This is a genomic window from Halomonas kalidii (assembly GCF_030010475.1).
Taxonomy (GTDB): Bacteria; Pseudomonadota; Gammaproteobacteria; order Pseudomonadales; family Halomonadaceae; genus Halomonas; species Halomonas heilongjiangensis.
In genome coordinates, this window is record NZ_JASCQN010000016.1 from 1 (window position 1) to 26,184 (window position 26,184).

General features: G+C 69.6%; 25 protein-coding genes. 8 read left to right on the forward strand and 17 right to left on the reverse strand.

Annotation, left to right across the window (positions count from 1 at the left end; all coding sequences use genetic code 11):
• Positions 1–1,200: Na+/H+ antiporter NhaC family protein (locus QLQ85_RS02815; protein ID WP_282737600.1), on the forward strand; the 1,200-nt coding region annotated here is incomplete at its 5' end.
• Positions 1,201–1,466: 266 nt separating this feature from the next.
• On the opposite strand, the gene QLQ85_RS02820 is transcribed toward QLQ85_RS02815, so the two are convergent.
• Positions 1,467–2,219 carry an intradiol ring-cleavage dioxygenase gene (locus QLQ85_RS02820; protein WP_282737601.1) on the reverse strand — a complete coding sequence of 251 codons (753 nt, stop codon included), beginning with the start codon at positions 2,217–2,219 and terminating at the stop codon, positions 1,467–1,469.
• A gap of 294 nt (positions 2,220–2,513) precedes the next feature.
• Here QLQ85_RS02820 and QLQ85_RS02825 point away from each other — a divergent pair, with 294 nt between their 5' ends.
• The 3 genes from QLQ85_RS02825 to ligD are packed head-to-tail and all read left to right on the forward strand — an operon-like array spanning position 2,514 to position 4,301.
• Positions 2,514–2,735 (forward strand): DUF3565 domain-containing protein, encoded by a 222-nt coding sequence (locus QLQ85_RS02825; RefSeq protein WP_282737602.1) that lies wholly within the window; start codon positions 2,514–2,516, stop codon positions 2,733–2,735.
• Positions 2,736–2,764: 29 nt separating this feature from the next.
• Positions 2,765–3,382 (forward strand): DNA polymerase ligase N-terminal domain-containing protein, encoded by a 618-nt coding sequence (locus tag QLQ85_RS02830; protein ID WP_282737603.1) that lies wholly within the window; start codon positions 2,765–2,767, stop codon positions 3,380–3,382.
• On the forward strand, positions 3,372–4,301 hold the full coding sequence (gene ligD / locus QLQ85_RS02835) for a non-homologous end-joining DNA ligase (RefSeq protein WP_282737604.1): 930 nt from the start codon (positions 3,372–3,374) through the stop codon (positions 4,299–4,301). Before QLQ85_RS02830 ends, ligD begins: the two co-directional genes overlap by 11 nt.
• A 14-nt stretch (positions 4,302–4,315) precedes the next feature.
• Here ligD and QLQ85_RS02840 read toward each other — a convergent pair whose 3' ends face one another.
• Both QLQ85_RS02840 and QLQ85_RS02845 read right to left on the reverse strand, forming a co-directional pair.
• On the reverse strand, positions 4,316–4,495 hold the full coding sequence (locus tag QLQ85_RS02840; RefSeq protein ID WP_110282724.1) for a PLDc N-terminal domain-containing protein: 180 nt from the start codon (positions 4,493–4,495) through the stop codon (positions 4,316–4,318).
• A 100-nt stretch (positions 4,496–4,595) separates the two neighbouring features.
• On the reverse strand, positions 4,596–5,261 hold the full coding sequence (locus QLQ85_RS02845; protein WP_282737605.1) for a cupin domain-containing protein: 666 nt from the start codon (positions 5,259–5,261) through the stop codon (positions 4,596–4,598).
• 99 nt (positions 5,262–5,360) lie between these two features.
• Here QLQ85_RS02845 and QLQ85_RS02850 point away from each other — a divergent pair, with 99 nt between their 5' ends.
• The gene (locus QLQ85_RS02850) at positions 5,361–7,187 is read left to right on the forward strand and encodes a monovalent cation:proton antiporter-2 (CPA2) family protein (RefSeq protein WP_282737606.1); all 1,827 of its coding nucleotides are present in this window, start codon (positions 5,361–5,363) and stop codon (positions 7,185–7,187) included.
• Between the two features lie 7 nt (positions 7,188–7,194).
• On the opposite strand, the gene QLQ85_RS02855 is transcribed toward QLQ85_RS02850, so the two are convergent.
• The 11 genes from QLQ85_RS02855 to QLQ85_RS02905 form a co-directional block, all read right to left on the reverse strand.
• Complete coding sequence (locus QLQ85_RS02855; protein WP_282737607.1) at positions 7,195–9,507, reverse strand: ATP-dependent DNA helicase; 2,313 nt, start codon at positions 9,505–9,507, stop codon at positions 7,195–7,197.
• The gene (locus QLQ85_RS02860; protein WP_282737608.1) at positions 9,504–11,183 is read right to left on the reverse strand and encodes a VRR-NUC domain-containing protein; all 1,680 of its coding nucleotides are present in this window, start codon (positions 11,181–11,183) and stop codon (positions 9,504–9,506) included. Before QLQ85_RS02860 ends, QLQ85_RS02855 begins: the two co-directional genes overlap by 4 nt.
• A gap of 98 nt (positions 11,184–11,281) precedes the next feature.
• A complete protein-coding gene (locus tag QLQ85_RS02865) occupies positions 11,282–12,373 on the reverse strand; it encodes an NAD(P)H-dependent flavin oxidoreductase (RefSeq protein ID WP_282737609.1) in 1,092 nt (363 codons plus the stop codon).
• Positions 12,370–13,362 (reverse strand): YihY/virulence factor BrkB family protein, encoded by a 993-nt coding sequence (locus QLQ85_RS02870; protein ID WP_282737610.1) that lies wholly within the window; start codon positions 13,360–13,362, stop codon positions 12,370–12,372. Before QLQ85_RS02870 ends, QLQ85_RS02865 begins: the two co-directional genes overlap by 4 nt.
• Before the next feature lie 7 nt (positions 13,363–13,369).
• Entirely contained in the window at positions 13,370–13,891 is a 522-nt protein-coding gene (locus QLQ85_RS02875) for a retropepsin-like aspartic protease family protein (protein ID WP_282737611.1), read from the reverse strand.
• A gap of 154 nt (positions 13,892–14,045) precedes the next feature.
• A complete protein-coding gene (locus QLQ85_RS02880) occupies positions 14,046–15,398 on the reverse strand; it encodes a hypothetical protein (RefSeq protein WP_282737612.1) in 1,353 nt (450 codons plus the stop codon).
• Entirely contained in the window at positions 15,395–15,988 is a 594-nt protein-coding gene (locus tag QLQ85_RS02885) for a hypothetical protein (RefSeq protein WP_282737613.1), read from the reverse strand. Before QLQ85_RS02885 ends, QLQ85_RS02880 begins: the two co-directional genes overlap by 4 nt.
• Before the next feature lie 49 nt (positions 15,989–16,037).
• Entirely contained in the window at positions 16,038–17,399 is a 1,362-nt protein-coding gene (locus QLQ85_RS02890) for an MFS transporter (RefSeq protein ID WP_282737614.1), read from the reverse strand.
• Between the two features lie 76 nt (positions 17,400–17,475).
• Positions 17,476–17,883 carry a VOC family protein gene (locus tag QLQ85_RS02895; RefSeq protein ID WP_282737615.1) on the reverse strand — a complete coding sequence of 136 codons (408 nt, stop codon included), beginning with the start codon at positions 17,881–17,883 and terminating at the stop codon, positions 17,476–17,478.
• Between the two features lie 33 nt (positions 17,884–17,916).
• Positions 17,917–19,944 (reverse strand): CocE/NonD family hydrolase, encoded by a 2,028-nt coding sequence (locus QLQ85_RS02900; RefSeq protein WP_282737616.1) that lies wholly within the window; start codon positions 19,942–19,944, stop codon positions 17,917–17,919.
• Between the two features lie 48 nt (positions 19,945–19,992).
• Positions 19,993–21,294 carry an ATP-grasp domain-containing protein gene (locus QLQ85_RS02905; protein WP_282737617.1) on the reverse strand — a complete coding sequence of 434 codons (1,302 nt, stop codon included), beginning with the start codon at positions 21,292–21,294 and terminating at the stop codon, positions 19,993–19,995.
• A 252-nt stretch (positions 21,295–21,546) separates the two neighbouring features.
• On the opposite strand from QLQ85_RS02905, the gene QLQ85_RS02910 reads away from it, so the two are divergent.
• Positions 21,547–22,281, forward strand: a complete 735-nt coding sequence (locus QLQ85_RS02910) for a substrate-binding periplasmic protein (RefSeq protein WP_282737618.1) — start codon at positions 21,547–21,549, stop codon at positions 22,279–22,281.
• Positions 22,278–23,552, forward strand: a complete 1,275-nt coding sequence (locus QLQ85_RS02915; protein WP_282737619.1) for a GGDEF domain-containing protein — start codon at positions 22,278–22,280, stop codon at positions 23,550–23,552. Before QLQ85_RS02910 ends, QLQ85_RS02915 begins: the two co-directional genes overlap by 4 nt.
• Positions 23,553–23,615: 63 nt before the next feature.
• On the opposite strand, the gene QLQ85_RS02920 is transcribed toward QLQ85_RS02915, so the two are convergent.
• Together QLQ85_RS02920 and QLQ85_RS02925 are read right to left on the reverse strand one after the other, a co-directional pair.
• Positions 23,616–24,269 carry an extensin-like domain-containing protein gene (locus tag QLQ85_RS02920; RefSeq protein ID WP_282737637.1) on the reverse strand — a complete coding sequence of 218 codons (654 nt, stop codon included), beginning with the start codon at positions 24,267–24,269 and terminating at the stop codon, positions 23,616–23,618.
• Positions 24,270–24,321: 52 nt separating this feature from the next.
• A complete protein-coding gene (locus QLQ85_RS02925) occupies positions 24,322–24,498 on the reverse strand; it encodes a hypothetical protein (RefSeq protein ID WP_282737620.1) in 177 nt (58 codons plus the stop codon).
• Positions 24,499–24,662: 164 nt separating this feature from the next.
• Here QLQ85_RS02925 and QLQ85_RS02930 point away from each other — a divergent pair, with 164 nt between their 5' ends.
• The gene (locus QLQ85_RS02930) at positions 24,663–24,950 is read left to right on the forward strand and encodes a sll1863 family stress response protein (protein WP_282737621.1); all 288 of its coding nucleotides are present in this window, start codon (positions 24,663–24,665) and stop codon (positions 24,948–24,950) included.
• Between the two features lie 6 nt (positions 24,951–24,956).
• Here QLQ85_RS02930 and QLQ85_RS02935 read toward each other — a convergent pair whose 3' ends face one another.
• Complete coding sequence (locus QLQ85_RS02935; protein WP_282737622.1) at positions 24,957–26,165, reverse strand: toxic anion resistance protein; 1,209 nt, start codon at positions 26,163–26,165, stop codon at positions 24,957–24,959.
• Positions 26,166–26,184: the final 19 nt, after the last annotated feature.

Below are 26,184 nucleotides of genomic sequence, written 5' to 3' on the forward strand. Positions count from 1 at the left end.
CTCTCGCCGGCCATCTTCCTGGCGGCGGCCATGCTGCTCTGCTCGGTCGTCTCGCTGGCGCTGGGCACCTCCTGGGGCACGGTCGGCACGGTCGGCCTGGCGCTGATGGGCATCGGCGCGGGCTTCGACATCCCGATGTACTGGACCGCCGGCGCGGTGGTGTCGGGCGCCTTCTTCGGCGACAAGATCTCGCCGCTGTCGGATACCACGAACCTCGCCCCGGCGGTCACCGGCACGGACGTCTTCTCGCATATCAAGAACATGATGCCGACGACGATCCCGGCGATGCTGATCGCCTTCGTCATCTACCTGGTGGCGGGCTTCACCCTGATCGACGACGATGGCGCCTCCTTCGAGCGGATCGATGCCATCACCGCCGCGCTGCAGGCGAACTTCACCATCTCGGCCTGGCTGCTGCTGCCGGCGGTGCTGGTGATCGCGCTCGCGGTCAAGCGCATGCCGCCCATCCCGTCGCTGTTCGCCGGCGCCCTGGCCGGGGCGGTCACCGCCATGCTCGTGCAGGGGGTCGGCGTGCACGATGTGCTGACCTATGCCAACAGCGGCTATTCGATCGATACCGGCGTCGCCGCCATCGACAGCCTGCTCAACCGCGGCGGCATCCAGTCGATGATGTGGACCATCTCGCTGGTGCTCATCGCGCTGGGCTTCGGCGGTGCGCTGGAGAAGACCGGCTGCCTGGAGGCGATCATCCGCGCGATCATGACCAAGGTGCGTAGCTTCAAGGGAGTGCAGACCGCGGCGGTGCTGACCTCGGTGTCCACCAACCTGGTCGCCGGCGACCCCTACCTCTCCATCGCCCTGCCCGGCCGCATGTACGCCCCCACCTACCGCGGCATGGGCTATTCGACCCTCAACCTGTCCCGCGCCATCGAGGAAGGCGGAACGCTCATCTCGCCGCTGATCCCGTGGAACGCCGGCGGGGCCTTCGTGATCAGCGCCCTGGGACTCGGTATCGTCGAGGGCAATGTCGAGAACCTGCTGTACATTCCGCTGGCCTTCGCCTGCTGGCTGTCCCCGGTGATCGGCCTGCTCTATGCGCAGACCGGCCTGTTCTCCCCCCGCGCCAGCGAGGAGGAACGGCAACTCTGGCAGGAACAGGGCGAGGCCATCGCCACCGACCTGGGGGCCGCCGGCCCGGCCGGCGAAGCGCCCATCGCCAGCCCGCGGCCGTCGAGCTGACACCGCGCGCCGGGGCACTCGCTGCCCGGTCACTGGCACGCTGAGGCGGGATTGCTCATGACTGGTGAGCGGATCGATGTCTCGCCTGCCCCACCCGGAAACGGGTGGGGTTTTTCGTTGCCATCGATTGGCTGTGCCGAACGGCGGGATTCGCGCGCCACGCGGTTCATGCCAACGACGATGGATCGATCGCCCATGCGGAGCTGGCCTTGGGCGGCGGCATGATCATGTTGGGGGCAGCCCGGATGACACGACCGCCGGCGCTCTCAGCTCATCTTCAGGGCTATACGGAAGGCCCCCGTGTAGCCCGCCCCGCTTTCGGTCAGCTCCAGCACCAGCTCGTCTCCGCCACTGCGCCGGTAGATGCCGTCCCGGGCATTGCGCACATTGCGTGGCCCCCTCTCGGCATAGGGGGCCTGCTGATGCACCCGATCGGTCAGGGCGTCGTCGAAGTACAGCTGCGAGGTGAAGTCCAGGCCACGGCCGGCCTCGGGGTCGGCGCGGATCTTGAAGTGGATATGCACGGCCCGCCCCGAATACCAGCCGGGGTAGAGGGTGGTGAACCGGGCCATGCCACGGCTATCCGTCACCTGGTAGCCGCGCAGGAAGCGCTGTTCACGAGTATCGAAGCGCCCCGCGAAATCCTGCACTCCCGAGTAGACGCCCAAGGCGTCGCACTGCCAGAGATCCACCACCGCACCGGGCAGCGGCGTGCAGGCTTCGCCATCGAGCCGGGAGACGTGAAACGCCAGCACCACCGGCACACCCGGCTTGCGGGTACCATCGGTGGGGTCCGTACGAAGGTCGCTGCGCTCGAGCCGGGCATCCACGAAGTAGGGGCCCTCCGTCTGGCGCGGCCTGGCCACGCAGGTGGGTGCGCTAGCCTGCGCCCCGCCGGCTGATGCCGTGATGCTGCCCGCCCAGCCCCAGTGTGACGCGACGGCGGCCACCCCGGCGAGACGCAGCAACCGGCGTCGACTCAGCCCCTGAGGGCTCGGCATGCGGCCCCGTTTGGCCATCTCGCGACTCCTCGAACAATGCTTCCTGTAGCATAGCCCGCCTTGCTCAGGGGCAGCGGCATCCTGAGCGGGATTGATTCCCATCCGCGCGTGGCGCTAACGTAGTGATCTTAGTCCGCCGGATGACAGGGAGGGTTCACCCATGAGCGAGAGCAACGACAGGAGCATCATCAAGCGAGTCTATGTACCCGCCCACGTTCGTCAGCTCCCCAACGGCGAGCGGGTGAGGGTGCCGGGGCACTACCGCCCCCCCGAGAAATGAGCGACGACGGCCTCTGTCACTGATCTTTCGCCATGCGGCAGCCCATCACCGGCTACCACCGCGACGAGGAGGGCCACTGGGTGGCCGAGCTCGCCTGCGGCCACCACCAGCATGTGCGCCATCGGCCGCCCTGGGTCGAGCGTCCCTGGGTCACCAGCGAGGCGGGGCGCCGTTCGCGGCTCGGCATGCGGCTCGAATGCGTGAAGTGCGATCGGGGCGAGCCCCGCGACACCGCCGAGAAGACGCTAGACTAGTCTCGATATCTCGGTCGGGAGTCGACCCCATGGCCCAGTCCCGCGACACCCTCGAACGCTACCGGCAGAAACGCGAGGCCCGCCGTACCCCGGAACCCATCGCCGACGAAGCCCGCCGCGAGCAGAACGACGGGCCGATCTTCGTCATCCAGCTGCACGATGCCTCCACCCGGCACTACGACTTCCGTCTCGAGGTCGACGGCGTGCTGAAGTCCTGGGCGGTTCCCAAGGGCCCCTCCACCGACCCCCGGGTCAAGCGCCTGGCCATCCCCACCGAGGACCACCCGCTGGCCTATGCCGACTTCGAGGGCGTGATCCCCGCAGGCGAGTACGGGGCCGGCACCGTGCTGATCTGGGACCGGGGCCACTACCGTAACCTGAAGGAAGACAACGCTCCGCCCTCGGTCGCCGAGCAGCTCGCCGACGGCCACGCCACCGTCTGGTTGGAGGGCGAGAAGCTACGCGGCGGCTATGCGCTGATCCGCACGCGGCTCGAGCAGGGCAAGGACTGGCTGCTGGTGAAGATCGATGACGAGGCGGCGGATGCCCGGCGCAACCCCACCTCTACCGAGCCCGAGTCCGTCCGGTCGGGGCGCACCCTGGAGCAGATCGCGGCCGAGGAGGACCAGGACGGAAATGGACATTGACGGCCATCGCATCGACACCTCGAACCGCGACAAGCTGTTCTTCCCCGAGGCTGGCCTGACCAAGGGGGACCTGATCGACTACTACGCCCGGGTCGGCCCCACCATGCTGCCGCATCTAGAGCGCCATGCGGTGAGCCTGCAGCGCTTCCCCGATGGCCTGGACGGCAAGGGTTTCTACCAGAAGGACGCCTCGGACCACTTCCCCGACTGGCTCGAGACGGTGCGCTTCCCCAAGCGCGAGGGCGGCAGCTTCATGGCGCCGCTGATCACCGGCCGCGCGGCCCTGGTCTACCTGGCGGACCAGGCCATGATCACGCCCCACCTCTACCTGTCACCGGCCGATGACCTGGAACACCCCGACCGGATGATCTTCGACCTGGACCCGCCGGAGCACACCGAGGACTTCGCCGTCGTGCGACGTGCCGCGCTGGACCTGCGCGTCCTGATGACGGAGCTGTCGTTGACGGCCTGGGTGCAGACGACGGGCTCCAGGGGCTTCCATGTGGTAGTGCCGCTGGACGGGAGCCTGGATTTCGACACGGTCAGACGCTTCGCCCATGATGCGGCCCTGCTGCTGATCCGCCGCTGCGAGGATCGCTACACCCTGGCCCAGCGCAAGAAGAAGCGTCGTGGGCGGGTCTTCCTGGATGTGCTGCGCAACAGCTACGGGGCCACCGCGGTGGCACCCTATGCCGTACGCGCCCGGCCGGGTGCCCCGGTCGCCACGCCCCTGTCATGGTCGGAAATCGAGCGCGGGGCGAGCCCGCGTGACTGGACGATGCGCAACCTGTTTCGCCGCCTCGCCCAGAAGGCGGACCCCTGGGCGAACATGCCCGGGCACGCTCATGCGCTGGACGCGCATCGCGAAGCGCTCGCGGCCCTGCTGGACCGCGAGGCCCCCGCCGATGAGGAAGGATGACGCCTGAGGAATCGCTACCCCTTGGGTCCGAGCAACAGCCAGATGATCAGGCCCAGCACGGGGAAGAACAGCAGGATCAGGATCCACAGCAGCTTGGCGACCCCTCCCGCCGAACTCTTGGCGACCTTGACGATGGCCCAGATGACGATGATCAACCAGATCAGGCCCAGCAGGCCGCCCACTTCGATGCCCATATGCATGCTCCTTTGCTGTTCAATGGGTTGTCCGGTCATGGGTAGCATATCCCCATGACCCGGCACAATCGGAATTGGTGACCGCCAAGCCGAGCCGCGTTCAGCCGGGGGGCAGGTGCCCCATCTTGACGTAGACCCGCGCCCCTCCCGCCCCGGGGGAGGGCGTGTGGCGGCCCCCCGGCGGCAGGCGCAGCCAGCTGCCGGCCGGGTAGTCGCCGTGCTCGTCGTGGAAGGAACCCTCCAGTACCAGCAACTCCGCCCCGCCCCGGTAGTCGCGGGGGGCGAGCCGGACATTCGGCGCCCAGCGCTCCAGGGCCACCTGCTCGCCCTCGAAATCGTGGAGGGGCATTACCTCGAGCCCCTCCTCCTGCCCCTGCTGCCAATCGGCCGAGCGGGTATCGATGACCTTGCGCTCGGTGTCGTCCGGCGAGAATTGGTGCAGCTTGACGAAGAGGAGTGCCCCCTCGGCCCCGACCCGCGGCGCATGGGCGGTGCCGATCGGATTGCGCAGGTAGCTGCCCGCCGGATAGCGGTCGTGCTCGTCGGCAAACTCGCCCTCCAGCACCAGGATCTCCTCGCCGCCGCCGTGCTCATGGGAGGGGAAGGTGCTGTTCGGTGCATAGCGCACCAGCGAAGTGGCGCGGGCCACCTCCTCACCGATTCGATCCAGCATCATTCGCTCCACGCCGGGCGTGGGCGAGGCCACCCAACGGTAGGCCTCGGGGGTCACCACCGCCCGTCGGGAAAAGTCGGCATTGAGTCGCATGGCACCCTCCTCTCGGTGTTGGCCCACACCTTGCTTGTGAATGGCAGGCCCTCGCTCGGTAGAATGGGGGCTCCCCTCGCCATCCGCAAGGAGTCGCCCTTGGCCACCGGACTGCTCGTCAACGCCCTGATCTTCCTCGCCGCGGCCGTACTGATCGTGCCGGTATTCAAGCGCCTGGGGCTGGGCGAGGTGCTCGGCTACCTGGCCGCGGGGGTGGTCATCGGCCCCTCGCTGCTGGCCCTGGTGCCGGACGCCGAGGGGGTACTGCAGTTCGCCCAGGTGGGTATCGTGTTCCTGCTGTTCGTGATCGGTCTCGAGCTCAAGCCCGCGCGCCTCAGGGTAATGCGCAAGGCGGTGTTCGGCTTCGGCAGCCTGCAGGTGGCGGTGACCACTGCCCTGCTCGCCCTGGCCGCCTGGTCGCTGGGGCTGTCGCCGGCCGCGGCCCTGGTGGTGGGCTTCAGCCTGGGGCTCTGCTCCACGCCGCTGGTGCTGCACCTGCTCGGTGAGCACAAGGAACTGCAGACCCGCCACGGCCGCCACGCCTTCGCCCTGCTGCTGTTCCAGGACCTCGCGGCGATCCCGGTGCTGGCGGCCATCCCGATCCTCGCCGCCGATGCGCTGATGGCCGACGGCGCTGCCCCCCTGCTGCGCGAGGTGGCCCTCGCCGCCGGCGCCTTCGCCGGGCTGATCATAGGGGGTCGCTACCTGCTGCGGCCGCTGTTTCACTATGCCGCCGCCACCCGCAGCCGCGAGGTGTTCGCCGGCACCGCCCTGCTGGTGGTAATCGGCGCCGCCCTGCTGATGGAACTGGCCGGGCTCTCCATGGCGCTGGGCGCCTTCATCGCCGGCGTGCTGCTGGCCGACTCGGAATATCGCCACAACATCGAGGCCGACATCGAACCCTTCCGCGGGCTGCTGCTCGGGCTGTTCTTCATGGCGGTGGGAATGATGGCCGAGATCGGCCTGCTGGCCGAGATGCCGCTGGCGATCCTCGGCCTTACCCTCGGCCTGGTGCTGCTCAAGGGGCTCTCCGTCATGCTCGCCGCCCGGCTCTACCGCAGCAGTTGGAAGGCGGCCAGCAACCTCGCCGTGCTGCTCTCCCAGGGCGGCGAGTTCGGCTTCGTGCTGCTCTCCGCCGCGGCGGCCGCCGCGCTGCTCGACCAGGCCCTGGTCAGCCTGCTGATCCTGGTGGTCTCGCTCTCCATGGCGACGACCCCGCTGCTGTTCCAGTTGCATGTCCATGGCCTGCGCAGGCTGTTCGGCACGCAGCGCGCGAAACCGGCCTACGACCGCCCCAGCGATGAATCGCCGGAGATCCTGATCGCCGGCTTCGGTCGCTTCGGCCAGATCATGGGCCGTGCCCTGCAGGGGCTGAAGATTCCCTACACCGTCCTCGACTTCAATGCCGACCAGGTGGAGTTCGTACGCCGCTACGGCAACAAGGTCTATTTCGGCGATGCCTCCCGAACCGACCTGCTCGAGGCCGCCGGCGCCGGTCGCGCCAGGGTGCTGGTGGTGGCGGTGGGCGACCCCGAGGCTTCCATGCGCATCGTCGAGCAGGTCAAGCGCCGCTTCCCGCACCTCAGGCTCTATGCCCGCGCCCGCAACCGCTACCACGCCCACCTGCTGATGCGCGCCGGGGTCACCAACCTCGTGCGCGAACTGCTGCCCGCCAGCCTCGAGCTGACCCGCGAGGCCCTGATTGGCCTGGGCATCTCCCGAGACCAGGCCCAGCACACCATCGACACCTTCCGTCCCCACGACGAGCAGGCGCTGAGGCGACAGCTCGAGGTGTTCGGCAACGAAAAGAAGCTGATCCAGACCATCCAGGAAGCGGCGCGCGAGCTCGAGGCCCTCTACGAGGCTGACGAGGACATCGCCACGCGCATGGAGGAGATTCCGCACCATCGCGACCGCACACCGTGACGCGCCCTCAACCGAGGCGCCACCATTCCGGCAACCGCGTGCGCACCTCGCGACGGGCGAAGCGGTCGTCCATCAGCACCACCGTGCCGCGATCCTCGGGGCCACGGATCACCCGGCCGGCCGCCTGTACCACCTTGATCAGCCCCGGGATCCGGTAGGCGTAGTCGTCGCCTTGCCCGAAGCGGGTCTCGAGGCGTGCCTTGAGCACCTCGTTGAAGGGGTCCGCGGGCGGCAGCCCCAGGGTGGCGATGAAGGCGCCGATCAGCCGGTCGCCGGGCAGGTCGATGCCCTCGGCGAAGGCACCGCCCAGCACCGCGAAACCGATGCCGCGGCCGGCCGGTAGGAAGCGCCCCAGGAAGGCGTCGCGCTCGGCCTCCTGCATCCCGCGGGTCTGGGCCCAGACGGGGACGTCGGGATGCCGCTCACGAAAGCGCGCCAGCACCATCTCCAGGTAGGCGAAACTGCTGAAGAAGGCCAGGTAGTGCCCCGGCCGCCGGTGATACTGCCCGGCCAGCTCGGCGACGATGGGGGCCGTGGAGCGTTCGCGGTCGCGCAGCCGGGTCGAGATGTCGCCACGCACCCGCACCTCGAGCTGCTCGGCGGCGAAGGGCGAGGCCACCGCCTGCCAGACGCTGTCCGCGGGCAGGCCCAGCAGGTCGCGATGGTAGTGGCCGGGGCTGAGGGTCGCCGAGAACAGCACCGCACAGTGGGCCGCGGCGAACCGCGGGGCCAGGAAGTCCGCCGGCACCAGGTTGCGCAGCCCCAGCACCGCCCGGCCGCGCCCCCGCCGCGTCAGGTCACACAGCGAATGCTCGCCGAACTGCTCGGCCAGGTGGCAGAAGGCCAGCGCCTCGAAGAGCAGCTCCTGCAGCTCGGCGCTGCCGCCCTCGGGATGCTCCCCCAGGTAGTCGGTGATGGCGGCGACGGCCCGCTGCAGCGCCCCCGACATGCCCTTGGGCACACCGTCCAGAAGGCAATAATCCGGCCGTTGCCCATCGCCCTCCTCTGCCGGGCCCGAGTCGCGCACCAGCTGCTGCCACTGCCGGGCGAGCCGGCCCAGGGGCCCGGCCAGGGCCGGCGGCGCCGAGCGGCGCAGCCGGTTGAGCCGCCCCTGGTCGAGTTCGGCGCTGTACATGCCCCGGGCCCGCTCCACCAGGTTGTGGGCCTCGTCCACCAGCAGGCCGAGCCGCCAGTCGTTGGCCCGGGCCAGCCCGTGCAGCATGGCGTGGTGATCGAACCAGTGGTTGACGTCGCCCACGGCCACGTCGCACCAGCGGGCCAGCTCCTGGCCCAGGTAGTAGGGGCACACCCGATGCGCCAGGGCCACCTCGCGCAGCGACTCGCGGTCGAGCCAGCCCCGCGCCACCGCCGCCTGGCGTGCCGCCGGCAGCCGGTCATAGAAGCCCGCCGCCAGCGGGCAGGCCTCGCCATGGCACGCCTTGTCCGGGTGCTCGCAGGCCTTGTCCCGGGCGACGAGTTCCAGCACCCGTAGCGGCGGCTGCCTGCACTCGGACGGCGCCTCGCCCGCCGCCGGGGTCACTCCGGTACCCAGCACCGCCAGGGTGTCCAGCGCCAGCCGCCGCCCCGGGGTCTTCATGGTCAGGAAGGCCAGGCGATCCAGCCCCCGGCGCGGCATGGCGGCAAGCATCGGGAAGAGGGTGCCGAGGGTCTTGCCGATGCCGGTGGGCGCCTGGGTCAGCAGGCAGCGTCCGGTGGCCGCCGCCTTGTAGACGCCCTCCGCCAGCTCACGCTGTCCCGGCCGGAAGGCGGCATGGGGAAAGGCGAGCTCGCGCAGGGCCGCATCGCGACGCAGGCGATGCTCGGCCTCCTGCCCGGCCCAGGCCAGGAAGCGCCGGCACTGGGCCTCGAAGAAGGTCGTGAGTTCGGCCGCCGAGGCCCGCTCGGTCAGCAGCGTCTCGCGGCCGGTGGTGATCTCCAGGTAGACCAGCGCCAGGGTGACGCCCTCCAGGCCCCGCTCGGCACACAGCAGGGCGCCGTAGACCCTCACCTGGGCCCAGTGCAGGGCGCGCTGGTTGGCGGCCATGCGCGACAGGTCGCCGCGATGGGTCTTGACCTCCTCCAGGCGGTTGGCTGCCGGGTCATAGCCGTCGGCCCGGCCGCCGACGACCAGGCCCTCGAAGCGGCCCGAGAGGGGCAGCTCGGCCTCATACCCTTCACCGCGGCGCCCGGCCACCAGGGCGTGGCCGGCGATCCCCTCCCGAGCGCTGGGCGCAGGGGTGAAGCGATGATCGAGGTCGCCCTCCCGGGCGGTGAAATCGCACAGCGCCCTGACCGCGACACGGTACTCGCCTTCGCTCATTCCGTGTCCTGCCAGCGAACATGGCACACCACGGCGGGGATGCCGCGAGCGTGGAAGAAGGCCAGCCAGCGGCGCTGGTTGTCCTGCAGGCGGTCGCCGGGGCCCTTCACCTCGATCAGCCGGTAGCGGCGACCGGCGGCATCGGCTTCGGGAAGGAACTGGATCAGGTCCGGCAGGCCGGCGCGGTTGGCCTTGAGATCGGCCAGCAGCCGCTCGAAGCAGGCCCGCAGGTCCGGCGTCGGGATAGCGGCGAGCGCCTGCTCGAGCAGCGCCTCGGTGAGCACGCCCCAGTGCACGAAGGGCGAGACGATCCCCTGTTTCTCGCCCCAGGTGTGCCGTATCGCCTCGCGGTAGCTGCCATCGTCGAGCCGGCCCAGGCAGGTGTCGAACAGCGCCCGGCGCCGGGCGACGAAGTCCTCGCGGTGGAGATCCGCCGGTCCACCGTGGAAGGGGTGGAAGAAGGCGCCGGGCAGCGGGGCGAACACGGCCTCCCAGCAGAGCAGCCCGAACAGACCGGTGAGCAGGGTGTTCTCCACATAGTGCACCGGCGACGAGGCGCTGCTCAGGTGGTCGCGCACCGCGAGCTCCACGCTCGCCACCGGGCCGGGCAACGCGAGAGCCCAGCGCTCGGTGACGGGCTCGGGGACACTCGCCACCGGCGGCAGGCCCAGCCGCCGCCTCAGCCGCGGGCGCAGTCGCTCCAGCGCCTGGTACTCCTGCTCGCCGAGCGCCTCACGGGCGGCCCGCTCGGCGAGCTGATGGGCGCAGGCATGCTCGCCCATCCGCTCCAGCAGGCGCAGGCGGCGGATGCGCGGCTCGCCTGGCCCGGCCTCGGCATAGAGGGCGAGCGCCCGCTCGCGTTCCCCGGCACGCTCGGCGACCACGCCCAGTTGCAGGAGCAGCCGGGCCCGGCGCCCCGCCAACCAGCCGTTGTCGCCGTTTACCGCCGGCAGTTCGGTGCGGAGCGACTCGAACGAGTCACCGGCCTCCAGGCGTTCGCGCAGTCGATGCAGGGCTAGGTAGGCGTCGACCTCCTCGCGGCACTGGAAGGCCCGCGATTCGGGGGTGAAGGCGACCCGCTCGAAGCGCTGCACCCCCAGTTCGGCGAGCACGAACTCGGCCCAGTCCTGGCGCAGGTTGCCGAAGAACATCAGCCGCAGCCGATCGCAGGTCTCCATCACGGCCAGGCGCACGATGCGATCGGGCGCCTCGGGCCACCAGGCGGCCAGCCGACGGCCGTCGCCGAGGCGTGGCGCCAGCGCCTCGTACAGCGCCGCCTTGCCGGTCGCGGCGGGCAGCCCGGCGGCGGCGATCTCGTCGGCAAGCGCCCGACGCAGCTCGGGCAACCGCAGCTGGCGGAAGAGGTCGTCGAGGGTCAGCCCGGGATCGGGCTCGACCCAGCCGGCGTCGATCAGCGGCGAGAGCGCCGCGGCGGTATCGCCGATCTCGGCATAGACGAGCCTCGCGAGGCGGAAGTGCTCGCCCTTGCGCATCACCATGCGCACCAGCAGAGCCTGAGCCGCACGCGGCAGGTCCTCGAAGGTCGCCAGGAAGTCCCGTTCGGCCTCGCCCAGCAGGTCGGCGTGGCGCTCGCTCACCCAGCCCAGCACGAAGCGGAAGTTGGCCAGGTAGTAGAAGGGATCCTCGAGGGAGGCGGCGGGCGAGATACTGGTCATACATCCATGATATCAGCCTCGACAGGCTGGCTCACCGTTTCTCGGGGCTGATCCGACGACAGGCCTGCGAGGAGGCGCTGTAATCCCCTCCCTGGGCGCTACTTTGGCCTTCCCTGGCAAAAGACCTCCTCTTCGGCCTGTCCCCGGCGCCCCTCGTCATATCCAGCCAGCTCGGCGATCACCTCGGCGGCGGGGACCTCGCGACAGCCGCTGGCGTTCTGCCCGGCCCATAGCGGCGAGAAGTCACCACTGCCCTGCGCTTCCGCGGCGGCACGCAGCGGGGCGATGGCCGCGGTGGCGAGCGGAAAGGCCGGGGCGACCTCGCCGATGGGGCCGAGCTCGCGCATCAAGCGGGTGACGATGCCCCGCGCCGGGCGGCCGCTGTAGAGGTTGGTCAGGGCCGTGTGGCGAGCCGCCTCGCTCATCAGCGCCTGCCGGTGAATCGGTGTGGTGGTCGCCTCCGGGCAGCACAGCAAGGCGGTGCCGACCTGCACGGCGTCGGCGCCCAGCGCCAGGGCCGCCGCCACTCCGCGGGCATCGCCGATGCCGCCGGCGGCGATCACCGGCACCTCGACCGCCGCCACCACCTGGGGCAGCAGGGCGAAGGTGCCGACCTGGGTGGTGAGGTCGTCGGAGAGGAAGAGGCCACGGTGGCCGCCCGCCTCGAGCCCCTGGGCGATGATCGCATCGGCGCCCCGGGCCTCGAGCCACAACGCCTCCTCCACCGTGGTGGCCGACGACAGCACCGTGGCGCCCCAGGCCTTGACCCGCTCGAGCAGTGCCGGCGCCGGCAGCCCGAAGTGGAAGCTGACCACCTCGGGGCGGACGGCCTCCAGCAGATCGCAGGCCTCGTGGTCGAAGGGCCGGCGACCGGCGCCCGCCGGCACGCTCTCGATGTCGAGGCCGAACTCGGCGTAGTAGGGCGCCAGCGCCCGGTGCCAGCGCGCCTGGCGGCCGGCGTCGGGCTCGGGGGGCGTATGACAGAAGAAGTTGACGTTGAGCGGTGCGCGAGTGCGCGCTCGGATGGTTTCGAGTTCACGCGCCATGGCGTCCGGCCCCAGCATGGCGCAGGGCAGTGCCCCGAGGCCGCCGGCCTCGCAGACCGCCACGGCGAGGTCGCCCCCCTGCACGCCCGCCATGGGGGCCTGGAGGATGGGCAGGTCGATGCCGAGCTGTTGCTTGAGGATCACGGGTTCTCTCCCTGGTCGGGCGTGTCGCTGGAGCGATCGCGGCGCCTCGGGCCCAGGGTATCGGCCACATGGGCGCCACGCTCTCCCATGGGCCGCGACTCGCCGATGGTGGTGTCGTGCCGGGTCTGGCGCTCCATTTCACCGTTGATCTCGGCACCGAGCAATACGACGAAGGCGGAGAGCCAGAACCACAGCATCAGTACCACCACCGCGCCCAGCGAGCCATAGAGTTCGCCCAGATTCACCACATGGCCGACATAGAGCGAGAGCCCACCGGAGCCGAGCAACCACAGCAGGGTGGCGGTGACGGTGCCGACGCTGACCCACTCCCAGCGCGGCGAGCGCCGATAGGGGCCGAAGCGGTAGAGCACGGCAATGACGAACATCATCAGCAGCAGCAGGACCGGCCAGCGCAGCCAGCCGATCACCCTGACCGGGGTGTCGTCGAGGCCGAGCATGCCGATGGCCAGGGGAACGAGCGCGATGAACACGATGGTGACCTGGGTCAGCACGATCAGTCCCAGGGTCAGGGCGGCGATGACCAGCGTGCGGTGGCCCAGGCCGCGGCGCTCGTCCTCGCCGTAGACGACGTTCAGCCCGACGATCAGGCCACGCACGCCCTTGGAGGCCACGTACATCGCTATCACCAGGCTGGTCAGGGCCGTCAGGCTCAGCCCGGTATCGGTGTTGTCGCCGATCTTGCGGGCCTGCTCCTCGATCAGCTTCGCCCCGTCCTGGGGGAGGAAGCGACTCAGTTCGATGATCTGGCGTGCCATGTCCTGGGGGTCGAGCACCAGCGCCCAGAGCGAGATGACCGCCGCGATGCCGGGAAACAGCGACAGCAGGGCATAGAAGGCGATACCGGCGGCCAGCATGGTGAGACGGTCGTCGCTCATCTCCTGCTTGACGCGCCACAGGATGTCCAGCCAGCCGGGGCCGGAGATCTCCCGCGGCTGCTCGGCACGACGGCCTCTCGGGGGGATCGACATGGGCGCCTCAGGGTTGCCGTGCCGGGCGCAGGACCATGCGCGAGGCGCGGATCTCGATGTCGAAGCGGTCGAGGAAGCTCATCCCCAGCAGGGCGACGTCGCCCTCCAGGCCCGGACTGATCGAGCCGCGCACCTCGGCGGCGGAAAAGCCCCCCAGGCTGACCTCGTCGAGGATGGTGAGATCGCCGCGCACCCGTCCATTGGCTGTATTGAACCAGGCCGAGCCCACCCGCTCCAGGCCCAGCCGGTCGGCCAGGCCGGCGGGCAAGGCCACGTAGGTGGCCCCGGTATCGAGCAGGAACTCCACCGGCTCGCCGTTGATGCGGCCGGTGGCCATGAAGTGACCCGCGCGGTTGCGCTCCAGGGTGACCGGCTCGCCCTCCCCCACGGCATTGACCAGGTGGGCATTGGGGTTGCGCTGACCCTCGAGAAAGCCCTGGAACCACCAGGTGCCGACACCGATGAACAGCGCCCAGAACAGCAGCATCATGCCGAGCCCGGCACGCCGCGTGAAGTCTTGGTCGCTCATCCGCCGTCCTCCCTCGCTCTGCCCAACGACAGCGGCCGCTGGATGCCACGACAGCATTGACACCGACGTCCGGCGCTGTCTACCCGCCGACAGCACGCCGATCGCGAAGTGTCGGCCTTGCTCCGCCCTCGTCGTTGCCACGGGGCCGGCTTTCCTACTCGAGCTCCTCTCGCCACAACTCCCAATGACCGCCATCGTCGGCGGAACGCTCCCGCCCCCAACTGCCGTGCAGTCGCCCGTCGTCCGCCGTCGCCTCGAGCACGCCCAGCCCCTGCTCAAGACCCAGGGTCCAGCCGAAATGCAGGCGCCCCGCCTGCACCTCACCCTCCAGATGGCCCAGGCCCAGTCCGTAGGTGAACACCCCCTGGACCCGGTCGCCCTGCCGCTCGAGCACCAACCACACCGGCAACTCCCCCGAGGCATCGCCGAGCGTGCCCTGGAAGGTACCCGCGAAGGGCTGCCCGGCGGCAGGCACTGCCGGGTCGATGACCAGCTCACCCTCTCGCCGCGGCCGCAGCACGGCCGGTTCGGTGGCACGCCCCAGGCGCACGATGCCCTCCTGGATGTCACGATCGTCCAGGAAGCCCGCCAGGCGACCGATCTCGTCGGCCACGCCGTCGATCCGCTCGCGGGCCGCGGCGAAGTCCGGCTCGGCCCGGGCGAAGGCGTCGCGGCGCTCGGCCAGGGCCGCGGCCAGCCCCCTCAGCCGGTCCGAGGTCAATGGATGGGTGGCGTCGGCCAGATGGGCCCGATAGGCCGTCTCGTCGGCGAAGTGCCAGCGATTGGGTTCCCAGTGGGCCAGCAGCGTGAAGAAGACGCTCATGCCCAGCGGCGGATAGGCGAGCCGGGCCATGACGTCCAGGGCGAAATCGTCGGCCTCGGCCTCGTGACGGCGGGCCGCCTCCCGGGACACCTCGGGCCCGTAGCCCGGATGGCGGTGCAGGGCATGCCCCAGCTCGTGGAGCAGCACGAAGACCACCGAGGAGGTGAAGATCTTGCCGTAGAGTTCCATCACCTCCTTACGCTCCCGTACGTCATCGGGTACCCCCAGCGCCGCGAGCGGCGGCGGGTAGCGCCCCTCGGGAAACGACTCGGGCCGGCGGTGACGCAGCATGGCCAGGTACTGTGAGGGCGTCTCGATCGACAGGCCCTCGAGCTGGAGCCAGGCCATGGCCAGGGCGAGGTCACCGAACAGGCGCAGCGAGGCCACCGACATCACCACCTGGCGGCGGCCATCGGCCAGGGTCTGCTGGTAGTAGCAGAAGGGCTCGCTGGCGGGCACGGGGCAACGCAGCGGGAAGGCGAGCTCGACGCCTGCCAGCCGGCCGCGCTCCTCGGCCTCGAATGCCGGCGACAGGTCCTCGTCTAGGACGCGGTGGATGTCCTCGGGGGTGATCCTCGACCAGTACGCCAGGGTCGCCTCGTCGTAGAGGCCGGCCATGCCCGCGGCCGGTGAGGCCAGCAGCCAGCAGGACAGGGCCAGGCCGAGCCGCCAGCCGGTATTCACGGCCGGTCCCTGCCCTGATGGTAGAGGGCCGCCGGCGCGGAGAAGCGGGCATCCGGCGGCTCCCCCCGGGCATCGGTACCGTTGGCCCAGTCGCTGAAGGCGGCATGGTCGCCCCAGCCGTCCAGCCAGGCGGTACGCATCAGTCGCAGCTTCACCTGGCGCAGGTCGCCACGCTCGGCCACGGCCTGGCTGCCCTCCGAGGAGGAGGCGTCGACCAAGGCATTGAGGGTGAAGAAGAGTCGACGCAGCTGGGCCTGCTCCAGGGTGGGGTCGATGCCCCCGGCCTCCGGGACGAGCCCGGAGTAGCTGGCCAGCGTCGGGGCATCGCCGGTCGTCATGGGCGGTGCCGAGGTGGCCTGGACGGCGCTGTACAGCGAGATGCCCAGGGCCACGCTGCCGAACAGGGCGAAGAAGAGTCCCGGCGCAGCGCGGTTCAGCACCACCTCGGTGCCGCCGGGCAGGGTCACCTTGCCGTCGCTGTCGCGGTGGGTGGGCACCGCCAGGAACAACCGGTATCCGAGATAGATGGCCATGCCGGCGAACAGCACGACCAGGATGCGCTCGATGGCACGCAGCATGACGGGGTCCATGGCGGCAACTTCCAGTGGGCTGGGCGGAATCCTTCCAGTCTATGTCACCTCAGGCGCCGTTGCGCACCTCCCAGTCGCGAGCGGCCTGCTGGCCGCGGGCCTGGTTCACGGCCAGGCAGACCAGGATGGCGACGATGAACAGCGCCGCACAGAGCAGGATCGAGGCCTGCAGGCCCACCAGCGACTGCAGCAGCCCCAGGGCGATGATGCCGAAGACCCCGGCCAGCTTGTTGGCCAGGCCCCAGAAGCCGAAGAACTCGGCGGCCTTGCGGGTCGGCGAGAAGAGTCCCACCAGGGCGCGGCTGGCCGACTGGCTCGAGCCCAGGCTGAGGCCGGCCAGGCAGCCCACCACCAGGAAGAGGTGCTGCGCCTCCCAGCCGAGACCCAGTCGCGCATTGAGGAAGGCGGTGACCTCGGGGGTGGCCCAGATGGCGAAGATCGCCGCTACCCAGAGCATCAGGGTGATCAGGTAGGTGACCTTGGTGCCGATGCGGTCCTGGATGAAGCCGAACCCCAGCGCCCCCGCCGCGGCGGTGACCTGCACGATGATGAACATCAGGTTGCGGATCGCCTCGTCCCAGCCGATCACCTGGGCGCCGTAGATGAAGGCGAAGGCGATGATGATGTAGACCCCGGCCATGGAGAACAGCAGCGAGACCAGGAAGATGCCCAGGTCGCGGAAGCGCCGGAGCTCGTGCAGGGTGGTGGCGACCCGCTCCCAGGCGATCCGGTGGTAGGGCATGCCGGGGGGCTGCGGGGTGCCGCGCTCCCTGACCCACATGAAAGTGGGGATGGCAGTGACCAGGAAGAAGCCGGCGGCGAAGGGGCCGACCCAGCGGATACGCTCGAAGTTCTCCGCCGTGGCCTCGCCCAGCGCCACCAGGGTGAAGCCGGCGGCGAACAGCCCGCCGACATAGCCCAGCGCCCAGCCGAAGCCGGAGATCTTGCCCAGGTCCTCCGGGGGGCCGAGGTCGGGCAGGAAGGCGGCGATGAAGGACTCGCCCATGGAGTAGGCGTAGTTCGACACCACGATCAGCACCAGGCCCAGTACCACATAGCCCGGCGCCACGAAGTAGAGCATCGCGGTGGTCGCCACGGTGGCCAGGTAGCTGGCGAACAGGAAGCGCTTCTTGGCGGCGTGGTAGTCCATCACCGCCCCGCACAGGGGCCCGGTGACCACCACCAGCAGGTAGCTCACCGCCAGCGCCAGGCTCCACAGCAGGTTGGCCAGCCGGTAGTCGCCGCCACGGTCGCCGACGATCACCGTGGTGAACAGCTCGCCGAACACCACGGTGATGATCAGCAGCGTATAGGCCTGGTTGGCGAAGTCGAACATCGCCCAGCCGAAGATTTCCTTTCTCGTTGCCCGCTGCCGGGGCGATGTGCCGGCAGCCGCTGGAACCACACTCATGCGCGCCTTCCTTGCCATGCAGGGGCCGGACCCCGTCAGCCCCCTAGCCTACCAGCAAATCAGGCGAGTCGAGCATTCACTGCAGCGGCGGCCCCTTGAGCTCGACGGTATTGCCCATGGGGTCGCTCAGGTAGAGCGAGGGCCCGCTGCCTTCGGCACCGTAGCGGATCTTCTCCTCGCCGACCTCGATGCCGAAGGGCGCCAGCTCGGCACGGATCGCCTGCGCGTCGAACGGCTCGACGCGCAGGCAGAAGTGGTCCAGGTTGCGCCCCGCGGCAGCGGGCGCCGGGCCGCCCCGGCGGCCCAGTTCGCTCTCCACCGGCACCAGGTCGATCAGCGCGGCCCCGGCACGCAGTTGGATCAGGCCGAGGTCGTCGTTGCGGCGTTCGATCTCGCAGCCCAGTGCCTCCACGTAGAAACGCAGCATGGCGTCGAGATCGGTGACGCGCAGCACCAGGTGGTCGAGGCCGGTGATTCTCGGCATGGCCGCTCTCCTGCCGGCAGGGTTGGAGAAGGCTCAGACCAGGTCGCGAGGCACGGTCTCGTCCCAGGTCCGGGCATAGATGCGAGTGTCGCCTTCCCAGGCGTCCAGGGTCGCGCGGAGACGGAAACTGTCGGCATCGCTGGTCATCAGCGTACGGGTCAGGGTGCGTACCTCCCAGTCGCCGCGCTTGAAGCTGCGTCGCCACTCCGTCCAGCCGCTGACGCTGTCGTAGTTGCCATAGGCGTAGCTGTAGCGCTCGGTGACCCTGGCGGCGATCTCCAGGTCGATGTCGTCGAGACGGTAACGCCCTTCGTCGTTGACCACCTCCAGGGTGGTGCGATCGTTGGCCAGGTCGCGGATCACCTGCCAGGTCTCCTGGGTGGGCTGCAGCAGCGTCTTGGCCAGCGGGGCGGCCCCTTCCGGCTCGCCGAAGGACGGCAGCGCCGACTCCTCGGCGGGCCGCGGCGCCCGCACCGGGAGGATCAATCGGCACCGGCTCGGCCGGATCGTGACCCGGGCCGGCTCCGGGGCCGGCCAGGCCAGCGGCCAGTAGCTGGTGGAGAGCGCCAGGCGAACGGCATGCCCGGCGGCGAACTGCTGGGCGATGTGCTTGAGCTTGACCTGCACCCGATAGCGGCGCCCGGGCTCCAGCGGCTCGGGATGCTCGTCGCTGTCGCGGTGGGTGAGGTTGAGCAGCCCATAGGAGACCCGGGTGGCCTTGTCGTCCTCGGCGATGTCGGAGAGGCGCAGCGCCACCATGGCCACCGGCTGGTCGGCCGCGAGCTCCAGCTCGACCAGCGGCTGGCCGCAGATCTCCAGCGGCGCCTCGAGGCGAGGCGTCTGGAAGATCAGCGAGCCGCCATCCTCGTCGCGCTGGTCGTGGGGCAGGTCGGGCGGGGCATTGTAGGAGCACCACTTGCCGGCGTAGAGCCCCACCGAGAGCGGCGAGCGGATATCCAGGCTGGCCTCGTCATCCTCGCCGTCGTCCTCCGGCAGCAGGTCGTGGCCGGCGGAGAGCCGGAACGAGGTCGGCAGGACATTCGGAGACGGCCAGGTCGGCTCGGCCACCCAGCGCCCGGGGCGTACGTCGTAGCGCGCCGAGGGGGGGACCGACTCCTGCATCCAGACGCGCAGCATGGGCTCCCCCATGATCCCGGTGTCGATGCCCTTGAGCCACTGGTCCCACCAGCGCAGCGAGTCCTGCAGGAAGCCGATGGCCGGCCCCGGCACGCCCAGGTGCGGGTACTTGTGGGCCCAGGGACCGACCAGCCCCTTGCGCGGCACCTCGAGCCCGGCCAGCAGCCGGAACACCGCGTTGCAGTAGCCATCGGCCCAGCCACTGACGGCATACACCGGGCACTGGATGCGCGAGTAGTCCTCGCACACCGAGCCGTGCTTCCAGTAGTCGTCGCGGCGCTGGTGCTCTAGCCACTTGGCCAGCCAGAGGCCACTGCCGTCCAGGCGCTCGAGCCACATCTCGCGCCAGCGCTCGCCCACCAGTTCGGGATCCGGCGGGCAGGCGTTGCCGTCGAACATGGTCGAGGCCCAGGAGAGGTTGTCGGCCAGCAGACAGCCACCCATGTGGTGGATGTCGTCGGCGTAGCGATCGTCGGTGAAGCAGAGCGTGATCACCGCCTTGAGCTGGGGCGGCTGCAGGGCGGCGATCTGCAGGCCGTTGAAGCCGCCCCAGGAGATGCCGATCATGCCCACCTCGCCGGTGCACCAGGGCTGGGCCTCGAGCCAGGCGAGGATTTCCAGGCCATCGTCCAGCTCCTGGGGCAGGTACTCGTCGGTGAGCACGCCATCGGACTCGCCGGTGCCGCGGATGTCGACCCGCACCCCGGCATAGCCGTGGCCCGCCCAGTAGGGATGACTCTGGACATCGCGCTCGGCGGTGAGGTCGCGCTTGCGATAGGGCAGGTACTCGAGGATCGCCGGTACCGGGTGGCGCTCGGCATCCACCGGGCGCCAGATGCGTGCCGCGAGGCGGGTGCCATCCGCCAGGGGTATCCAGGTCTCCTCCTCCTGCACCCGGCGGGGAAAGTCGTTCACGATACGCATGGCCCTGCTCTCCTTGTCCCTTGTGGTCTTGCTCGGCCCCGGACGTCCTCAACCCCGGATGTCGTCGAACTCGAAGCCCAGCCGCGAGGCCAGGCTGTCGTAGTTGGCCAGCAACTGCGTTTCATCCCGCGCCCCCATCCAGACGTGGGCCAGGGCATAGCTGTAGCTGTCCTGCTCGGGTAGGGTCGACAGGCGCTGGCCGACCATCACCTGGAGCGCGATGTGGGTGCCGGGGAATTCCGCCTCCAGGGCGGCGATCTCGGCCTCGCCGGGCACCCGGGTCACCACCGCATCGCCGAAGAACACCCGGTAGAAGAACTTGGCGGCCATGGGGAATTCCCCCTGGCGCGACGGCATGTCGGGTCGCTGGCCCAGCGCCAGGTCGATGGTCACCTGCTGGTGGCTGATACCGTCGACCTTCTCGAACAGGTCGCAGTGCGACTGGGAGATCCGGGTGTTGATCTCGAGCAGCCAGATCCGCTCCTGCACCTCGTCCCAGTAGTATTCGATATTGAAGGCGGCGTTGTCGTAGCCGATATGCGTCATGACCGTGCGCGTCAGCTCGGTCATCTTCTCCTGCACGTAGCCGGGCAACCCCGAGGGGTAGCGGTAGTGGAAGAAGCTCAGCACCTGGGGGTAGCGCAGCGAGTCGACGATACCGTAGCTCACGACCTCGCCCTGGAACACGTAGCCTTCCACGGTGCACTGCCAGCCTCCGATGATCTCCTCGGCCATGCAGAAGTGACCATCGACGGCGGCGATGTCGGGGGGCAGCCGCGCGTGCTCCAGTACCGTATTGAAGGGGTCGGCGATCAGGCCGATCTGCTCGCGCAGCTGCTCGATGGCCAGGTAGAAGGTCTCGGGGCTATCGATGAGGAAGCCCAGCCGGGAGCCCGAGGACTTGATCGGCTTGACGAAGAAGGGGATATACAGCCCCGCCTCGCCGATCCGCGTCAGGGCGTCATCGTCGAAGGGATCGAAGGCGGTGAAGGCAGGGATGAAGTCGGGAATCACCTCGCGCTGGACCCGTCGGCTCCAGTACTTGTGCTCGCACTTGAGCAGACTTTCCAGGGAGGTGGAGCGGGTGCCGAAGCGCTCGCAGAGGATCGGCAGCATGGTCGACACCGGGAAGTCCATGTAGCCGACGATGGCATCGATGGAACCATCGAAGGCCTCGAGCTCCCGCGTGGCCCGTTCCAGCATCTCGCCGATGGGAAAGATCTCGGTCTCGTAGACCTCCTCGGGCTCGATGACGCCGTGAAAGCGGTAGTGCTCGGCGCCGCGCAGCGTCCCGAGCCGCTGCCGATTGAACTCGTCCAGCCCCACCACGAAGAGATTCTTCTGGTTCATGTCACGATTCGTCACCCGCGGGGGTGGCGCCTCCTCGACGGGACCACCGGCGGGCAGGCCGGCGGCTGTCCTCGAAGCATAGCTTACGGCTGCCGCCGGGGCGGACCGGCCACCGCCCTTGCGTTGGCAGCCCGCGGATGACACCCCCCTCGGCATCGACTAGGTTGGAAACGGGAGGTTACCCACAGGTAACTTTCGATCCGCGCCATGCGTGCCGCGATGATCGAGCATGACGGGGGAACTGACGGGCGCATGAAAAGATGGCTACTCCTTGCGGTCTGCTTACTGCTGCCTCTTCCGGTGTCGGCGAGCCTGGAAGGCCTCACCTTCAACACCGAAGAGTATCCGCCGTTCAACTTCCTCGATCGGCAAGGAGAAATCGACGGCACGGCGACACGCCTGCTGCGGGCCGCCCTGGAACAGGCCGGCCTGTCGGTCACCTTTCGCCTGCTGCCCTGGGCGCGGGCCTATACCGAGGCCCGAATGCGCGACAACCACTGCGTCTACTCGACCACGCGGACCGAGGAACGGGAGCCGCATTTCACCTGGATCGGCCCGCTGGTCACCAACGAGTGGGCCGCCTTTGCCCTGGCCGACAGCCCGCTCGAGGCGGACTCCCTGGACGACCTGTCGTCGCTGCGGGTGGGTAGCTTTCGCGAGGATGCCGTCGGTCAGTTCGTGGCGCAACGGGGAATGACCGTGGTGGTGGCGTCCACCGAGCGGGAGAACATCGGCCGCCTCCGGGCGGGACTGATCGATGCCTGGGTGACGGGGAGACAGACGGCACGCCTGCTCGCCGCGGATGCCGGCATCGAACTGCGCGAGCTGTTCGGTTTCCACCGGGCCGACCTGTATCTCGCCTGTCATCCATCGGTTTCCGACAGCGTCGTCACTCGCCTGCAGACCGCCCTGGACCGGCTGCTCGACGACGATCGCCTCGAGGCCTTCCGCCGCGACGCCCTGGAGACATGGGAGCGCTCGCCATGACCCCACCGGCCGCCCCCCAGGGGTCAGCACGCTTCCGTCGCCACAGCCTGACCGCCAAGCAGGCGGTGCTGACCCTCGGCATCGCCATGCTGCTGAGTATCCTGGCCGGTGCCATCGAGCTCGCCTCGGACGCCCGCTCGATGCGCCAGGAGGTGGAACACCAGACACGACACCTGCTGGCACTGGTCAACGGCACCGCCGCCGAGGCGGCCTTCCAGCTCAACCCGGTCCTCGCGGCCCAGGTCGCCGAGGGCCTGTGGGCCGGCGGCCATGTGGCGAGCGTGACCATCCGTGACGACTTCGACCGCGTCATGGCCACCCGCGAGCGACCGAGCGAGGCCCACGCCGGCTGGCTGGCCAATGCCCTGTTCGGCGACATCCTGCACTACCGGGAGACCCTGACCTACGAACTGGGCAGCGGCGAGCCGGCCAGCGCGGTGGGCGAGATCGAGCTGAGCCTGGCCCCCGGCAGCCTCTCCCGGGCGTTCATCGACCGCAGCCTGCTGGTCTTCTCGCTCGGCATGCTCAAGGCCCTGGCGATCGCCGCCCTGGTCGTGGTGGTGTTCCATGTCTTCATCACTCGACCGCTGCTGCGCGTACATGCCGCCATCGCCGAGACCGATCCGCGCCATCCCGGCCAGTGGCCCAAGCCACGGCTCGAACGCCACATCGAGGACGAGCTGGGTCACCTGGTGGAGAGCCTCGACGACCTGTTGAACGCCTTCCAGCACGGCCTCAACCAGCGCGATGCCCTGCACCAGATCTCCACCCTGGACGGCCTCACCGGCATCGCCAACCGGCGGCGTTTCGACAGCTTCATGGCGGACTCCTGGCAGCGGGCGCGGCGGTCTCGCCGGCCGCTGTCGGTGATCTTCCTCGACATCGATAACTTCAAGGGTTTCAACGACCATTACGGCCATGTCTCCGGCGATGACACCCTGCGCGCCGTCGCGGGCGCCCTGACCCGCGTGGTCACGCGCGCCACGGACCTGGTGGCCCGCTACGGGGGGGAGGAGTTCGTCTGCATCCTGCCCGATACCGACCTGGAGGGTGCCCGCCGGGTGGCGAGCCGCATCCGGGACGCCATCCTGGCACTGGACATACCCCACGCCGGCTCGGAGCACGCCGAGCAGGTGACCGCCAGTTTCGGCATCGCCTGCACCACACCGGGCGACGATGGCATGAGCTGCGAGCAGTTGCTCGAGCAGGCCGACCGGCAGCTCTACCGTGCCAAGCATCAGGGGCGAGACCGGATCGTCTGGCAGGAGTGACGCGCCCGCCGGAGACGACGTCATCACGGGGGTCGAGGGCACCGCGCGGCACGGCCCGACGGCTCACCGACACAACCGGAAGCCGCGCATGCCGAAGTGTAAGTGGTCGGCATGCGCGGCGTTGTAGTCCGGGCCCAGCACATTGCCGAACAGGTCGCAGGCCCCGTCACGGACCTCGCGCAGGAAGGCTCCCCGAGGCCCCTCGTCATGCCAGTGATCCCGCAACGTGACACGACGCCCGTCGGCCAGGTGAAAGGCCGCCACGTCCAGTGCCTCGGCCGAAGCGTGTTCACTGAGTCGGCCCTCTTCGCGTCCGGCGACGTGGCGACAGGCGAAACTGCCGTAATGCACCACGGACTCGACCGACGTCCCGAGCAGCGCCTCTGCCGCGGGCTGCAGTCGCTGACGCTCGAAGATCACCCAGGCCAGGGCCAGCGGGCAGCTGGCGACGAAACTGGCATTGAAATCGACCCCACTCCCCTGCAGCCGCACCACATTCTCGAGCGGACAGCCCGCCACTGGCTCATGGTCGTCCAGCGGCGAATAACGCACCTCCTCTGCGGGTAGCGTGTCGAGTGCCGCCAGGCAGCCATCGCGATCGCCCGCCAGCCGCCACAGCTTCCAGCGGCTCACCGGTGTCAGGGGATCGTCCACCTGCAGCGGCTTGCCGGGGTGCCAGTGCCGGGGCACATCGTCCCCGAAGTGCCACCAGGCCATGGCCGCAAGGCCGGCCAGCAGGGCGAGGGTCAGCAGGAAACGCACGGGGTCACTACAGCAGGAGGGTCAACACCAGCGCCACGGCGCCGACCGCCAGGGCGGTGATCACGGCGATATCGACCAGGCGGTCCAGCCAGCGATCGAGGTCGTGACTGCCGAGGCGGTGTGGCCGACGGCGACGGGTGGCCCCACGGCGCCGAGCGCCACGGGCGGTGCGAATGAAGGGCATGGCGGAAGTCCGGTTTCACCACTTCCCTGTGAGCTTACGACCTGCGCCGCCGGCTGACCACTGCCCCGATGGAGAACCGTGATGGCCCGGCCGTATCGGGGGAACCGCGGGGGGAGTAAAGTGATCGTTACGGGAAAGGGCAGTGACATCCGCGGGGCAGCATCATGAACAAGCGCGACGACTTCATCGAGAGAATGAAGGCCAACCTCGAGGCCTGGAATGCCGAGATCGACATCCTGGCGGCCAAGGCCAGAGCGGCCGGTGACGAGGCCCGGGTCAAGTACCATGACGATATCGAGCGATTGAAGCAGCGCCGTGACGAGACCCGCGAGCTGCTCGAGGAACTCCAGCAGACCAGCGAGGCGGCCTGGGGCACCCTGCGCCAGGGGCTGGAGGAGTCGTGGGAGCGCCTGCGCAAGGCCTTCGCCGACGCCTCGTCCCACTTCAAGTAGGCCACGTCAGCCCTCGCGGCGCCCCTCTGCCTTCGCCCCGGCATCATCACCGCTGCCGCGGCGAAGCTGCTCGATCGCCGCACTCCCCTCGTCGGCGAGCACCGCCAGCCGGTCGATCTGGTCATCCAGCCGCGGCAAGGCCTCCTGCCGGTAGCGGGCCAGGTCGTCGAGTGCGGCCATGACATCGCCGAAGGCCTGCTCGAGGGACTGCATGTCGAGCTGCGCCGACGCCGCGCGGGTCTGGATCTCGACGCCCTGCTGGCGCAGCGCCCTGGCGGTACCGGCGATCATCTCGGAGGTGGCGGCATTGAGGGACTCGACCCGCTCGAGCACCAGACGCTGGTTGGCCAGGGCCAGGGCGACGGACACGGCCACGGTGAGCGCCGAGACGGTGACATGGATGGCCCTGTCCACGCCGCGGACCAGTTCGCGATTGTTGCGGATGATCACCTCGAGGGCCAGTACGCCCTGCTGGCACACCGCCACTTGCTGCTGCAGGTCGACGATGCGCTGGCGCAGGGGAAAGAGCAGCTCCTGCTCGATGAAGGTGCGCTGCGTGCTCGTCTCGTCGAGCCCGGCGATGGCGTCCTGCAGGCGCCGGTCGATCAGACGACCGAGGGTGATCTGGCGCTGCAGGCGCCCCAGGATCTCGTGCAGGGCCTCCTGATCGTCGCCGAGGGTCAGGTTGTCGCGATGCAGCATGTCGCGCCCCGTCTCCAGGTCGGCGATGATCGCATCGAGCGCCTGCTGGGCATTCTCGAACTTGCGGAAGTAGCGCTGCAGACGGCTGCCGGCACCCGGTATCACCGCCAGCACCCGGTCGAACCGCCCCGACGACAGGCGCTGCCCGCGAGGGTCCAGCGCCTGCATCCTGCCACGCAGGTCGACCAGCGCCCGGGCCACCGGCCCGCCATCGTCGCCCTGGTGCGCCAGCTTGCGCAGCGGCGTCTTCAGCATGGCGCTGCGGTGGGCGGCCTGCTGCTGCAGCTCCAGCCCCAGCTCGTCCACCGCCCGCCGCTGCCGGGCCAGGCTGGAGGCGTCGTCGCCGCTCTCCAGCACCTCTTCCACGAAGGCGTCGGCCCTGGCGGTGAGCTCGGGGTCTTCGCCGACCTCTTCCTCGCCGGCCGGCCGGGGAGAGGCCTTCGCCAGCTCACTGGCGACCTCCTCCACCGGTGGCAGGGAAAGGCGCGGATCACGTTCGGTTGGCTGGTTCATAAGCACCTGCGTAGTGGAG

Excerpts from the sequence above, each read along its gene's own strand:
- QLQ85_RS02820 (WP_282737601.1), bottom strand. The coding sequence starts at position 2,219 with ATGGCCAAACGGGGCCGCATGCCGAGCCCTCAGGGGCTGAGTCGACGC.
- QLQ85_RS02825 (WP_282737602.1), top strand. The coding sequence starts at position 2,514 with ATGCGGCAGCCCATCACCGGCTACCACCGCGACGAGGAGGGCCACTGG.
- QLQ85_RS02830 (WP_282737603.1), top strand. The coding sequence starts at position 2,765 with ATGGCCCAGTCCCGCGACACCCTCGAACGCTACCGGCAGAAACGCGAG.
- ligD (WP_282737604.1), top strand. The coding sequence starts at position 3,372 with ATGGACATTGACGGCCATCGCATCGACACCTCGAACCGCGACAAGCTG.
- QLQ85_RS02840 (WP_110282724.1), bottom strand. The coding sequence starts at position 4,495 with ATGGGCATCGAAGTGGGCGGCCTGCTGGGCCTGATCTGGTTGATCATC.
- QLQ85_RS02845 (WP_282737605.1), bottom strand. The coding sequence starts at position 5,261 with ATGCGACTCAATGCCGACTTTTCCCGACGGGCGGTGGTGACCCCCGAG.
- QLQ85_RS02855 (WP_282737607.1), bottom strand. The coding sequence starts at position 9,507 with ATGAGCGAAGGCGAGTACCGTGTCGCGGTCAGGGCGCTGTGCGATTTC.
- QLQ85_RS02860 (WP_282737608.1), bottom strand. The coding sequence starts at position 11,183 with ATGACCAGTATCTCGCCCGCCGCCTCCCTCGAGGATCCCTTCTACTAC.
- QLQ85_RS02870 (WP_282737610.1), bottom strand. The coding sequence starts at position 13,362 with ATGTCGATCCCCCCGAGAGGCCGTCGTGCCGAGCAGCCGCGGGAGATC.
- QLQ85_RS02875 (WP_282737611.1), bottom strand. The coding sequence starts at position 13,891 with ATGAGCGACCAAGACTTCACGCGGCGTGCCGGGCTCGGCATGATGCTG.
- QLQ85_RS02885 (WP_282737613.1), bottom strand. The coding sequence starts at position 15,988 with ATGGACCCCGTCATGCTGCGTGCCATCGAGCGCATCCTGGTCGTGCTG.
- QLQ85_RS02890 (WP_282737614.1), bottom strand. The coding sequence starts at position 17,399 with ATGAGTGTGGTTCCAGCGGCTGCCGGCACATCGCCCCGGCAGCGGGCA.
- QLQ85_RS02895 (WP_282737615.1), bottom strand. The coding sequence starts at position 17,883 with ATGCCGAGAATCACCGGCCTCGACCACCTGGTGCTGCGCGTCACCGAT.
- QLQ85_RS02900 (WP_282737616.1), bottom strand. The coding sequence starts at position 19,944 with ATGCGTATCGTGAACGACTTTCCCCGCCGGGTGCAGGAGGAGGAGACC.
- QLQ85_RS02905 (WP_282737617.1), bottom strand. The coding sequence starts at position 21,294 with ATGAACCAGAAGAATCTCTTCGTGGTGGGGCTGGACGAGTTCAATCGG.
- QLQ85_RS02910 (WP_282737618.1), top strand. The coding sequence starts at position 21,547 with ATGAAAAGATGGCTACTCCTTGCGGTCTGCTTACTGCTGCCTCTTCCG.
- QLQ85_RS02915 (WP_282737619.1), top strand. The coding sequence starts at position 22,278 with ATGACCCCACCGGCCGCCCCCCAGGGGTCAGCACGCTTCCGTCGCCAC.
- QLQ85_RS02920 (WP_282737637.1), bottom strand. The coding sequence starts at position 24,269 with ATGGCCTGGTGGCACTTCGGGGACGATGTGCCCCGGCACTGGCACCCC.
- QLQ85_RS02925 (WP_282737620.1), bottom strand. The coding sequence starts at position 24,498 with ATGCCCTTCATTCGCACCGCCCGTGGCGCTCGGCGCCGTGGGGCCACC.
- QLQ85_RS02930 (WP_282737621.1), top strand. The coding sequence starts at position 24,663 with ATGAACAAGCGCGACGACTTCATCGAGAGAATGAAGGCCAACCTCGAG.
- QLQ85_RS02935 (WP_282737622.1), bottom strand. The coding sequence starts at position 26,165 with ATGAACCAGCCAACCGAACGTGATCCGCGCCTTTCCCTGCCACCGGTG.